Source organism: Paraburkholderia pallida (genome assembly GCF_004524855.1).
Lineage (GTDB): Bacteria > Pseudomonadota > Gammaproteobacteria > Burkholderiales > Burkholderiaceae > Paraburkholderia > Paraburkholderia oxyphila.
In genome coordinates this window covers 1,580,878-1,593,948 of the sequence record NZ_CP038151.1, presented here as the reverse complement: position 1 = coordinate 1,593,948, position 13,071 = coordinate 1,580,878, and the positions used below count along the sequence as shown (strand labels likewise).

Sequence of the window (13,071 nt, the reverse complement as noted above, 5' to 3'; positions counted from 1 at the left end):
AGGCAGTCGGCACTTCCCACGGTGAAAGACCGCAATGTCAGTTAATTCGATGACAAACCGTTCGTCGTCGGGCCGGCTGAGAACAGTGGAAACGTAGAGGAGACATTTGAGCATGCGAACTCGAGATCATAGTAACCAGTCGCTAGAAGACGGCTACCAGTTCGATGAGAACGATTTTCTTATTACCCGGAATGATGCTGACGCGCGGATTTGCTATGCGAATCCGGTATTCGAACGTGTGAGCGGATACTCCGCTGAAGAACTTCAAGGTGCGGCGGGTAATCTTTTGTACCATCCGGACATGCCGGAACAAGTTTCTGCAGATTTATGGAAAACGCTCAGATCCAACGGTGCATGGACCGGTGCAATGAAACACCTTCGTAAGGATGGCAGTCATTTCTGGGCCGAGGTGACCGTCACGCCGACTGTCATGAACGGCCGTCACTCGGGCTACACAACCGTGCGTTCAAAACTAGGTGCGTCCAAAGTGTCTCTCGCGGAGACCGCATACCGTGCGCTTAAGCGTGGCTCAGGCGGATTTACCATCCAAAATGGACGGATCCTTCGAACGGGCATTCGGGGCTGTGTTCGATGGATATGGCCGGAAAGCGTCGATGTACACCTTAAGCAAGGTATTGGCATCCTTGCGTTGTTGGCCGCGCTCTTCGCCACTATCGGGGGAGAGGGCCTAAAAGGCGACCGAACCGCAGTGCTGGCCGCTGGCGTCGGTATTGCCGCCGTAACGTTATTGCTGCGAGCTTTTTTGCTAATTCGGCGGAAGGCTGTCGTCGAGACACGCGGCTTGATCGAAATTTGCAGGCTTCTTGCTGCTGGCAATCTCGCATGCGAGATGCCGCGCATGGATGTGGCCGGCGAAATCGGCGAGCTTAGTTCGACTCTCGGCGCGATGCGACGCAGTCTAACGAGCATGGTCCTCGAGGCACAAGGCATTACTCATACAGTGAGCAGAAAGTCGGCGGAAATTGTCAGTGCGAATCAGCAGTTGTCTGCTAGAACTGACGATCAAGCTTCCGCGTTGGAGCAAACGTCGGCGGCCATGGGGGAGTTGATGAGCGCAGTTGAGGCGAACGTGGACAGTGCAAAGCAGGTTACCCTTCTCGCGTGCGAAGCGTCAAACGCCGCGACGGAGGGCGCGGCGTCCATCGCGAGCGTACAGTCGACGATGGGACACATCATCGATGGCGCGAGCCGCGTATCGGGTATTTCAGCTGTCATCGAAAGCATTGCGTTTCAAACCAATATCCTTGCTCTGAATGCTGCAGTCGAAGCAGCTCGTGCTGGCTCCGAGGGGCGTGGCTTTGCCGTCGTCGCGGCAGAAGTGCGAAGTCTCGCGCAACGCAGTGCGGCAGCGGCAAAAGAGATTAAAGAAGTCGTAAGCGAATCGGTCGAGCAGAGCCGCCGTGGTGCGACGGTCGTGGCTGAGGCTCAGCAAACAATCGAACGAATCGTCTCATCATCGGGTAGGGTCTCCGACCTCATCATGAAGATCTCCATTGCTTCGGAGGAACAGGGTCGAGGAATTGTTGAAGTCGGGACGGCTGTCGCACAGATCGACCGAACTACACAGCAAAACGCGTCCATGGTCGAAGACGCAGCCGCGACTGCGGCAATGCTAAGCGAGCAGAGTGTGCGCCTGAGTGCGACGATGGGCGCGTTTCACTTCTAGCGAGTCCGTCTGAAAATTGGACCCACCCTACCGGGATGTCGACGGAGCGGTCTACGGAGCGGCTGCGAGCTGCGCACAGTTCTATCTGTTTGCTATTCGAACGAAGAGTTGGCCTTCCTCGTCAAACGATACACGATGCTTGCCAGCCGAACATCGTCGTTGATTCGAGCCTCGGGGCGGCTGGAAACGGAGCCTGCGCTTTTAGCTGTTCGGCCTGATCGTGCGAGGAAACACGGGCGTAGCAGACGGTCTTGCCGGTGGCAGCCGGCTCGGCGCCCAAGGCGGTGCGCACCGTGTCGCTCTGGTATCGTCAATGTCCGCCGACAGTCCGGCCGAACGGGACAAACAGCTCCTGTCGATGCCAGCGAAGCAGTGTCGCCACCGCCACGCCCAGTTCCGCCGCCGTCTCGCCAATTGACAAGAGTCGCATCCGATATCTTCACGTAGATGCCGGGTGTCGAACTCGCTTTTAAGCGCGATGGTCAGGTTTGTGCGGACTTAGCCGAGATCAGGCTTCTCTGTATCGTGCGATTTCGTGCCATTCGAGAACTGGTCGGTCGAGGCAATGAACAAGCAAGGATGCCGAGTCGTAGATATTTTTCGAAATCTAGCGTTGAAACTTCAAAGACATCCGATTTAATGATGCCGATAGTTCAAAAAAGGAGAGTCGCGGCCGGTTGTACGTCAATCGTCGAAAGCGCATAGAGAGCCTCCTATCGCGTTTTAGGTCACAGATGCGGCGCCGGTATCCACTCCGCAAGAGGGGCGGTTGTGCAACTGGCACTACGACCCAATCGCGTCCCAGGTCGGTGCGCGTGACGAATCTCTCTTGACCAGCGGGCGAAATGGACACCCGTGAGCAGCAATTTGAGTATCCGCAGCGCTTACGCGGGTACGCGAGAGCATCGGCTTGCAGCCGGGAGCACGCTAACGTTGGTCCAAAGCACCCTCTGATGGGCGTTGGGGAGATAAAAGTTTTTCCAAGTGGAGACGAATTCGCACGGATGGCCATTCGCGATTTTGCACAAGCTGTCTTCGAGTTACGGACGAGAAGCAGCGATGCTCGGAAAGGACGCCTCAGTCTTTTAATGGGGCAGTATCGAATGGTAAATGTGCCGTGCAATGGAAAATCGGACCTCACCTTGATTTTTGGAAATGGCGCCCGGGAATGTGAAATAACGCTGATACAGAATGCAGTAGTCTCTGAATATTCTGTTGGAGTGCATTCGACCAACGAGCTCGGAGGAATGCGACATGTGCGCGAAAGAACACAGAGAAGAAAGCGGGCCGAGTAAGGAGGATTCGTCGATCAGTCGGAGTGAGTCTGCGTCGGCTCCTACTCCAGACATCACACATACGCTATTTCAAATTTCGACGTCTGGTGCGCTCGTGGCCGGGCTATATAACGGCGTTGTATCTACGCGTGTCGTCCTCGCTCACGGTGATTTTGGTTTAGGCACCTTTGCAGGTTTGGATGGCGAGATGGTAGTTCTCGACGGGAGGGCTTACCGGGTGCGGGGAGATGGAGCGGTAAGCGAGGTTGCGGTAGATGCCGAAGTGCCCTTCGCAGTCGTCACACGCTTCGACGCTGACATTGACGAAGAAATTCGCGATGTATCTAATCTGGGCGAATTTGAGAAGAAATGTGATGTGCTACGTGTTTCGAGCAACATATTTTACGCGCTCCGTATTGACGGAACATTCTCGAGAATCCGGACGCGTGCAGTATCGCCACCTCCAAAAAATGGTCGGCTAATCGATGCGGCTAAAGTGCAAGCAGAGTTCGAATTCAATGATATAGCGGGAACTCTGGTGGGCATATGGTCTCCGGGGTTCTCAAGCGCATTCAGCGTCCCTGGCTACCACTTTCATTTTGTGTCGGATTCCCGCACTCATGGCGGCCATCTTTTGGCCTGTTCATCCGAAATCTTGCGAGTGCGAGCAGAGAGGCTTACAGATTTTCATCTTGTCCTACCTACAAGCGAATCCTACTTGAAAGCGGATTTGAGCAAGAATTCCGCGGATGAGCTTGCTTACGCTGAACAATCCCACTAGGAGAAGCGAGCATGAATGATGCGATTTCCGGAGGTCCGAGAAGCGGTGCAGAACTGGTTGTCAAGACGCTTGAGGAGCGGGGTGTTAGATATGTATTTGGTGTCCCCGGCGCAAAGATTGATTCTGTTTACAACGCACTTGTAGACTCCACGATCCAGACCGTGGTTTGTCGCCATGAGCAGAATGCCGCGTTCATCGCGGGTGGAATCGGAAGGATGACGGGGAAAGCAGGGGTCGCAATCGTTACATCCGGACCAGGTGTATCGAATCTTGCCACTGGTCTCGCTACTGCCAATTCGGAAGGTGACCCGGTTGTCGCTCTTGGCGGCGCCGTCGCCACTGAAGAAAGCCTTAAGCAAATTCATCAAACGATGGATTCGGTCTCGTTGTGCAAACCGGTCACCAAATTCAGCGCCGCCGTGCCGTCTCCCGCTGCCGTGTGCGAGGTCGTATCCAACGCGTTTCGAGCTGCCGAATCCGGACGCCCCGGCGCTGCGTTCGTCAGCTTGCCGAAAGATATCATGCTCGCACCCGCGCAGGGCAAGCTTATTGTGCCACCTTCGTTTGCTGGTCAGGGTGCCGCTGACAAGGCGGCACTTGGCGAGGCCGCACGCTTATTGTCGGCGGCTGCCAATCCGGTTGTTCTGCTAGGACTACTGGCAAGCAAGCCAGCAAATGCCGATGCGATTCGGGAATTCGTTGGAAAGAGCGACTTGCCTGTGGTTGGAACATTTCAGGCCGCAGGAGCCGTCGGCGCACATTTCATGAGGAATTTTGGTGGACGTGTTGGTCTGATCGCGAATCAGCCGGCCGATCGCTTGTTGGAATCAGCTGACGTGGTCATTACGATAGGTTATGACCCTGTCGAGTACGAACCAGCCCAATGGAACAACGGAGCAACGCGTCCAATCATCCACGTCGACGTTATGCCCGCGGACCTCGACAACTGTTATTCTCCCGCCGTTGAGTTGATCGGTGATATCGCGGGGACTTTGGAATCCCTTGCTTCTATCCTCGACCGAACACAAACTTCTGCAACGTCGACGTCTATCCTCAACGACATCGATGAACACAGGCGCGCGTTAGAGCGCGAGGCAAGAGGACGAAACGGGCAGCCGGTACATCCCCTTCGACTCGTGGCAGACATTCAACCGTTCCTTGAATCGGACGTCACGGTATGTTTGGACATGGGATCCTTTCATATTTGGCTTGCTCGACACATGTACAGCTTCCAGGCCCGGCAGCTATTGATGACTGACGGTCAGCAGACACTGGGAGTCGCGCTTCCGTGGGCAATCGCTGCGTCGCTTGTTCGCCCATCAGAGAAGGTTCTGTCAATCTCCGGTGATGGTGGGTTCTTGTTTTCAGCCATGGAACTGGAAACTGCGGTTCGTCTAAAGTGCAATATTGTCCATATGATCTGGATCGACGGTACTTACGATATGGTGGCGATCCAGGAAGTACAGAAGTACGGGCGAAAGTCTGGTGTCGATCTCGGTCCCTACGATCCAGTTAAATATGCCGAGGCCTTCGGTGCAACCGGCTTTATGATTAACCACTCCGATGACATCGTACCGGTTCTGAAGCGTGCATTCGATACACAGGGGCCAGTGATTGTCGGCGTTAGGGTCGACTACTCTGATAACCACAAGTTATTTGAGATGGTCAATCGTGATACCTTTCATTAATCGTCTGGGCATCTAGCACTACCTTGTCCCTGATACGTCGGTGAAGAGGTCTTCGCTGGCGGACTACCTCGAGTCGCGAGGTTTCCTGTCAGTGAGTCATCGATTAGCGAGCTGGATAAGTTCGACGGCGTACATCGATTCGTGTGCAGGTCGGCGGCTCTTGGAGGTCCCCGATCTTAGAGCGCAGACGTGAGATTGGCGGCGCAACGCTTCGAACAGTTACTCATATTGAGAAAATGCAGTAGATTCGCGGCCGCAACGCGGAGAAGTAAGCGATGCCCGGATCTGAAAACTGCCGCCATTAAGCCGCCCTTGTTGACTCAATCGCCAGCATATGTGGGTGTATCTGTCCCAAACCGGAACGCATCATGTGGATCGTCAAACTGGCTCTCAGCCGGTCTTACACGTTCGTCGTGCTTGCGGTGCTGCTCTTTATCCTCGGGCCACTTGCCGTCATTCGCACGCCCACAGACATATTTCCGAACATCAACATTCCCGTGGTCAGCATCGTCTGGACCTACAACGGCTTCTCCGCCGAGGACATGGCGGATCGCATCACTTCGAACTACGAGCGAGCACTCACCTCGGACGTCGACGACATCGAGCACATCGAATCGCAGTCGCTCAACGGCGTCTCGGTCGTCAAGGTGTTCTTCCATCCTGGCGCGGACGTTAATCGTGCGATTGCCGAGGCGGCCTCGAACTCCGCTTCGATACTACGCATCCTGCCTCCGGGCACGCTGCCGCCCAACATCATCACGTACAATGCCTCTACGGTGCCCGTGCTGCAACTGGGTCTTTCCAGTGCGACGCTGCCCGAGCAGTCGCTCTACGACCTCGGGAACAGCTTCATTCGGACGCAACTTGCTACCGTTCAGGGCGCGGCTGTGCCGCTGCCCTATGGCGGCAAGATCCGCCAGATCATGGTGCAGCTCGATCCCACGGCGATGCAGGCGAAAGGACTCGCGCCTGTTGACGTCGTTAACGCCGTCAACGCGCAGAACCTGATCTTGCCCGGCGGTACTGCGAAAATCGGCTCGCGCGAGTACAACGTCGAGATGAACGGCAGCACGCAGTCAGTCGCCGCGCTCAACGACCTGCCCGTCAAGACCGTGAACGGCAGCGTGGTGTACGTGCGCGACGTCGCGCATGTGATCGATGGCTATGCGCCGCAGACGAACATCGTGCGCGCCGACGGCAAGCGTGCGGCACTGCTTACCGTGGAGAAAACCGGCAGTGCCTCGACGCTCACGATCATCGAGCAGGTCAAGGCGATGCTGCCGCAAATCGCCGCGGGCCTGCCCACCGCGCTCAAGATCACACCGCTCTCCGATCAATCTGTGTTCGTGAAGTCGGCGATCTCAGGCGTGGTGCGCGAAGCGCTCATCGCGGCCTGCCTCACGGCGGCGATGATCCTGCTCTTTCTCGGCAGTTGGCGCGCTACGCTCATCATCGCCGTCACGATCCCGCTTGCTGTGCTCACGTCACTGATCGCACTGTCTGCGCTTGACGAGACCATCAATATTATGACGCTCGGCGGGCTCGCGCTCGCAGTCGGCATACTCGTTGACGATGCAACCGTCGCGATAGAAAACATCACGCACCACGTAGAACTCGGCGCGACGCTGCACGATGCAATCCTGAACGGCTCCGGCGAGATCGCTGTGCCAACCTTTGTCTCGACACTGTCCATCTGCATCGTGTTCGTGCCGATGTTCCTGCTCTCGGGCGTCGCGCGCTACCTCTTCGTGCCGCTGGCCGAGGCCGTGGTGTTCGCCATGTGCGCGTCGTACTTCCTCTCTCGTACACTGATTCCCACGCTCGCCATGTACCTGCTGCGAGAGCGCCACCAAAACGACGCGCCCGCGCGCGGAATCGCCGGTGCGTTGATCGGCTTCCAGGCGGGATTCGAAATGCGCTTCGAAACGGTGCGCAGCCGCTATCGCGTGCTTTTGCAGGCGGCCATCATGCAGCGTCGCCGCTTCGTCGTGCTGTGGCTCGCGCTCTGCCTGTGCTCGCTTGTACTCGTGCCGTTCACGGGCCGCGACTTCTTCCCGGCCGTCGATACCGGCGAAATCCGCATGCACTTGCGCGCGCCCACTGGCACGCGCATCGAGGAAACCGCCCGCATCACCGACGAAGTCGAAGCGAGGATCCACAGTGTGATACCGCCTGCTGAACAGGCCGCGGTGCTCGACAACATCGGCGTACCTGTGAGCGGCATCAACCTCACGTACGACTCGTCCGACCCGATCGGCCCCGAAGACGCGGACATCCTCATTACGCTCGCGACGAAGCACAAACCCACCGCGCAATACGTCGCAAAAGTGCGCAACGTGCTCGACGCTTCGTTTCCCGGCGTGACGTTCGCGTTCCTTCCCGCAGATATCGTCAGCCAGATCCTGAACTTCGGCCTGCCCGCACCCATCGACGTGCAGATCGTCGGCAACAAGCTTGATCAAAATCGCATCGTCGCGAATCGTCTGCTCGATCAGATGCGCATCGTGCGCGGGCTCGTCGACGCGCGCATCCAGCAGCCCGGCGACGAGCCGACGATCAATGTGGACGTCGACCGCACGAAGGCCATGCAGGCGGGCCTCACGCAGCGCGATGTCGCACAGAACCTGCTCATTGCATTGTCTGGCAGCTCGCAGACCACGCCGAACTTCTGGCTAGATCCGAAAAACGGCGTGAGCTATCCGCTCATGACCGAGGTGCCGCAGTACGACATTCATTCGCTCCAGACCCTCGCCAATATTCCGGTGACGACTCAATCCGTTTCGGTCAATCCGCAGAATCAGCTGGGCACGCTCGGCACGGTCTCGCGTAGCTCGCAGCAGGCCGTCGTCTCGCACTACAACGTTCAGCCTGTCCTCGACATCTTCGCTTCGACACAGGGGCGAGACCTCGGCGGCGTCGCTTCCGACGTGAACCGTCTCGTCGACGCTGCGCGCGCGCAGCTACCGCCGGGTTCGTCGATCGTAATGCGCGGGCAGGTGAAGTCGATGAACGCCTCGTTCAGCGGCCTCGCAGCGGGCCTTGTGTTTGCGATCGCACTCGTTTATCTACTGATGGTCGTGAACTTCCAGTCGTGGCTCGATCCGCTCATCATCATCAGCGGTCTGCCGGGCTCGCTCGCTGGCATTGCTTGGATGCTGTTCGTCACGCAAACCACGCTTAGCGTGCCGGCGCTCACGGGCACGATCCTGTGTATGGGCATCGCGACGGCCAACAGTATTCTCGTCATCAATACGGCGCGTGAATCGCTCACCGCAGGCACAGAACCGCTCGCCGCGGCGCTCGACGCAGGCTTCAACCGCTTTCGCCCCGTGCTCATGACGGCGCTAGCGATGCTGATCGGCATGCTGCCGATGGCGCTCGGTCTTGGCGATGGCGGCGAACAGAATGCGCCGCTCGGGCGCGCGGTGATCGGCGGCCTCGCGATTGGCACGCTCTCCACGCTCGTGTTCGTTCCTGTCGTCTTCGGCATGGTTCACGGCTGGCTCGCGAAGCAGCGCTCCGGCCGTAGCACACAGGACGACGCACGCACCGACGCAACTACTGACGTTCAATGAGGAATCTCGATGACCTTGCATACCCCGCCAGAGGATAGCGTCACCAAGGCCCAATCGACTGCCGACGCTGGCCCCGTGCGCAAGCATACGGCGCTCTTCATCGGCCTTGCATGCGTGGCTTTGGGGCTTCTCGCCGCAGGGATTGTGCCGCGTCTTGGAGCCCGCGCCGCGCAGGTGGAACAGGTCGCGGCGCAGCGCGAGCTGATCGTTTCGACTATTGGACCAACGCGTGCGCCCGCGACGCAGGACCTGCTGCTGCCGGGTTCGGTCATGTCTTGGGCAGACGCCTCAATCTACGCGCGCACGAGTGGCTACGTTCAACACTGGCACGCGGACATCGGCGCGCACGTGAAGGCCGGCCAGACCCTCGCTCAGATCGACACGCCCGAACTCGATGCGCAGCTTCAGCAGGCGCGCGCCGACGAAGCCACGGCGCAGGCGAACTATCGCTTTGCGAGCAGTACGGCGAAGCGCTGGCAAACAATGCTGAAAACGCAATCAGTCGCGGAGCAGGACGCACAGGCAAAGACGAGTGATGCCGCCGCGAAGCTCGCCACGCTCCAGGCGGCACAAGCCAATGTCGCGCGTCTGCAGGAGCTGGTTTCGTACCAGAAAGTGATTGCGCCATTCGACGGCGTCATCACGGCGCGCAACGTGCAGGTAGGCGCGCTCGTGACCGCGGGCGGCACGCCCGGCCTCGCCACGATGCCCGGCGAGCTGTTCCATATCGCGCAGACCGACCGGCTGCGCGTATACGTGGACGTGCCGCAGGACGACGCCGGCCTCGTCGCGCCGGGCACTGCGGTATGGTTGACAACGCAACAGTATCCGGGCCGCCACTTTGAGGCGAGCGTTGCGCGCAGCTCGAACGTGATCGACCCGGTGAGCCGGACCTTGCGCGTGGAAGTCGACATGGACAATCACGACGGTGCGCTGATGCCCGGCGCCTACGCGCAGGTGCATCTCGCGCTGACCACGGCCTCGCCGGCTCTCGAACTGCCCGTGAGCGCGCTGCTGTTCCGCCCGGACGGTGTGACGGTCGCAGTCGTGGACGCCCATGACAAGGTGCAGTTGCGCAAGGTCACCATAGGTCGTGACTTCGGCACGTACGTGGAAATAGCCACAGGGCTTGTGGCGTCCGATCGCGTGATTGACAATCCTGGCGACGCAATTGCGAGCGGCCAAAGCGTACGAGTGGCGGCAACGGCCGCGCCGGGCGGCAAGGCCTAAGTAATGAGGTCCGTTATGTTCGACAGGCCACTCACGTCTCTGCACAGGACCGTCGTGGCCTGCACGGCGGCTTCGCTTGCAGGATGCTCGACGCTGCCGCATTACGGTGCACCTAGGGTCGACCTGCCCGCGCACTACGCCACGCGATCGAACACCCCACCGCAGGCTGCACCGGGATGGGCGGTCGCTGCACCCGCCGACGGCAATCCGCGCGGGCCATGGTGGACGATCTTCGGTGACACTGAACTCGACCAGCTCGAAACGCACGTCGACGTGTCGAATCAGACCGTGCGCCAAGCCGTCGCGAACCTCGAAGCCGCGCGCGCGATGATCGAATACCAGCGGGCGGGCTATGCGCCCACTGTCACGGCGGCTATCGCAGCGCAGCGCTACCGGACCTCGCAGAATCTCGTCGATCACTCGCTTGCGGGCAAGACGATTCCCGACTATTCCATGGGTATCGCGGCGAGCTGGGAACCTGACCTGTTCGGACGTGTGAGGGACGCCACCACCGAGGCGCTCGCGAACGCCCAGGCGACCGAAGCCGACCTCGAATCGGTGCGTCTCTCGGTCACGAGCCAGCTTGCTGTGGACTACTTCGATTTGCGCACACTTGATCGCCAGAGAAAGCTGCTCGACGACACCGTGACGGCCTACTCCGATGCACTGCGTATCGTGCAGCAGCAGCTCGCCGACGGCGCGATCGACGCCTCGGCGGTCGCCCAAGCGCAGACGCAGCTGGAAAGCGCACGCACGGAGGACAGCGATGTTGACGTGCAGCGCGCGCAGCTTCAGCACGCGATTGCGACGCTGATTGGCGTGCCCGCTTCGTCGTTCCTGCTGCCACCGCAGGTCGGGCTGGTCGCCGTACCGCCGATTCCGGCGGGCGTGCCCTCGGCATTGCTAGAACGACGTCCCGATATCGCCGCGGCCGAGCGCCGCGTGGCGGCTGCCAATGCGGTAATCGGAGAGGCGCGCGCCGCCTTCTATCCCGACCTCACACTCTCGACGTCGGCGGGACTCGAAAGCACGTTCTTCGCGCCATGGCTCACCGCACCGAGCTTCTTCTGGTCGCTCGGCGTGCAGCTCGCGGGGACACTCTTTGACGATGGCCGGCGCGCTGCCACGCTCAAGGGCGCAAATGCGCAGTACGACGCGGCCGTGGCTGCCTACCGGCAAACCGTGCTCACGGCGTTCCAGCAGGTCGAAGACAATCTGAGCGCGCTCGACACGCTGGCCGGCGAAGCCGAAAGCCAGCAGCGGGCAACAGCCGCCGCGCGACTTGCGCTTAAGCTCACGACCAATCGCTATCAGGCGGGCGCGGTGAACTATCTCGACGTGGTGACGTCGCAGACCATCGCGCTTGCGAACGAACGCAGCGAAGAGCAGATTGCGGGCAGAAGGCTCGATGCGAGCGTGCATCTGCTCAACGCGCTCGGCGGTGGTTGGGACCGTGCATCTAGTCAGACTGGAGCCCTCACGGACGAATTTCGTGACACACGAGGGGCAGATTATCGAGCTTTGAGTTTCACTCATCGTCAAGATAGGGACGTCCGAAGCATAGTGGGTTATTTAGACGGTACGCGATAGACGCCGCTGCCTTAATGGAGGACAGGAGCTATGTGCTTCTGCTCGAGGACTCCTGCGAGCATGAGTATGTAGCGCTAGAATCCGGTAATGTTGTTGATGTTGGATGGTCGGAAGAGACGGATGAAACCATCATTCGCCGCTTCCAGTGGGACACTTCGGCGCGAAGCTCCGACTAAGCGGTCGTTTGATTTCGGTAGAAGGTTCCACTGGCAAAATGCTAATGGCCTTATGACTCAGTTCCGTCAGGATGTCGACCAGGACTATCGTGGCCGAGCCTTAATCAATGTCATAGCAGAGGCTTGATCCACAGGGAATCCCGCATACCTGCAGCAGGCAGCTGCGCATAAGGGAGGACTCGAACAGTTCATCGCTGAACTGACTTCCTGGCTTGGTCTGAAGTCGCCGACCATTGTGGCGGCGGATGCTATGCTGGTTGTGGAAGGGGTGATTGTACGGTTTCAGAAGATGCACGACGCTGCGATCGTGGAATCAGGTAGGCGCGTGCTCGCTGGAAATGAAGAAGGCGCGTCGTCATGCAAGATGAACTCCGCGTCCAAGGCTGGTTAGGCTTCTCGGAGAGATGGGCCGTCCCCAGACATGAGCGATCCAGTTGCGCTAGTCGCGAAGACGGGCCGGCAGGCAGGTCGACTGCCGGAGCCGTCAGCCGCGAACATTCCTCACAGCAGTGCTGATGGCAGCCGTCAATTCGCGGGCCATGAAGGGCTTGTTGAGAAACGCGCATGCGCCGCTCGCGAAAGCTTGTCGCTGAAGCTCGGGGGTCGGGTAGGCGGTGATGAATATCGTAGGTACGTATTTCCCTGCGCTGAGCAAGCGCAAGAACATCTCAACACCTGACATTCCCGGCATCTGCACGTCTGAAATGATGCAGTCCGGCTGTGCTTCACTGGCATGTTCCAGGAGGGACGCGCCAGATTCAAATATCTCTACGTCGTAGTCGTACGAACTCAGTAGGTCTGATAGTCCAGAACGAACCGATGGATCGTCGTCAACAACCCATATGATCTGTGGCGCACGCAATGATCTCCCCCCCAAAAGTAAATTGTACCGACAGCGCGCGAAAACGCACCTCTGCCGCGTGTAGGCAAACCAAGCTTACCTAACAGGCTCCTCGTTCGAAACCATACGATGGTATAGGCTGAGGGCGCGCTCGACGAGCGCTTCCAACGAGACCGGCTGGCGATTCACAGCCGTCCGCCGGCGCAAAAGTTGAAGCGATTTCGCGCGA

Annotated in this window: 8 protein-coding genes; 6 read left to right on the top strand and 2 right to left on the bottom strand. The window is 59.0% G+C overall.

Annotated elements, in window-relative coordinates; translation table 11 throughout:
- Window positions 1-112 precede the first annotated feature (112 nt).
- Entirely contained in the window at window positions 113-1,687 is a 1,575-nt protein-coding gene (locus E1956_RS41785; RefSeq protein WP_134759252.1) for a methyl-accepting chemotaxis protein, read from the top strand.
- A gap of 310 nt (window positions 1,688-1,997) precedes the next feature.
- Here E1956_RS41785 and E1956_RS47820 read toward each other — a convergent pair whose 3' ends face one another.
- Entirely contained in the window at window positions 1,998-2,117 is a 120-nt protein-coding gene (locus E1956_RS47820; protein WP_134759249.1) for a MerR family DNA-binding transcriptional regulator, read from the bottom strand.
- Between the two features lie 824 nt (window positions 2,118-2,941).
- Here E1956_RS47820 and budA point away from each other — a divergent pair.
- The 5 genes from budA to E1956_RS41755 all read left to right on the top strand — a co-directional run bounded on the left by budA (window position 2,942) and on the right by E1956_RS41755 (window position 11,825).
- On the top strand, window positions 2,942-3,742 hold the full coding sequence (budA, locus tag E1956_RS41775; protein WP_134759247.1) for an acetolactate decarboxylase: 801 nt from the start codon (window positions 2,942-2,944) through the stop codon (window positions 3,740-3,742).
- An 11-nt stretch (window positions 3,743-3,753) separates the two neighbouring features.
- Window positions 3,754-5,430, top strand: a complete 1,677-nt coding sequence (alsS, locus tag E1956_RS41770; RefSeq protein ID WP_134759245.1) for an acetolactate synthase AlsS — start codon at window positions 3,754-3,756, stop codon at window positions 5,428-5,430.
- Between the two features lie 368 nt (window positions 5,431-5,798).
- Window positions 5,799-9,005, top strand: a complete 3,207-nt coding sequence (locus E1956_RS41765; RefSeq protein WP_134759243.1) for an efflux RND transporter permease subunit — start codon at window positions 5,799-5,801, stop codon at window positions 9,003-9,005.
- 9 nt (window positions 9,006-9,014) lie between these two features.
- Window positions 9,015-10,235: an efflux RND transporter periplasmic adaptor subunit gene (locus E1956_RS41760; RefSeq protein ID WP_134759241.1), complete on the top strand. Its 1,221-nt coding sequence runs from the start codon at window positions 9,015-9,017 to the stop codon at window positions 10,233-10,235.
- Window positions 10,236-10,250: 15 nt separating this feature from the next.
- On the top strand, window positions 10,251-11,825 hold the full coding sequence (locus E1956_RS41755; protein WP_134759239.1) for an efflux transporter outer membrane subunit: 1,575 nt from the start codon (window positions 10,251-10,253) through the stop codon (window positions 11,823-11,825).
- A 660-nt stretch (window positions 11,826-12,485) separates the two neighbouring features.
- On the opposite strand, the gene E1956_RS41750 is transcribed toward E1956_RS41755, so the two are convergent.
- Entirely contained in the window at window positions 12,486-12,863 is a 378-nt protein-coding gene (locus E1956_RS41750; protein WP_134759237.1) for a response regulator transcription factor, read from the bottom strand.
- Window positions 12,864-13,071 lie beyond the last annotated feature (208 nt).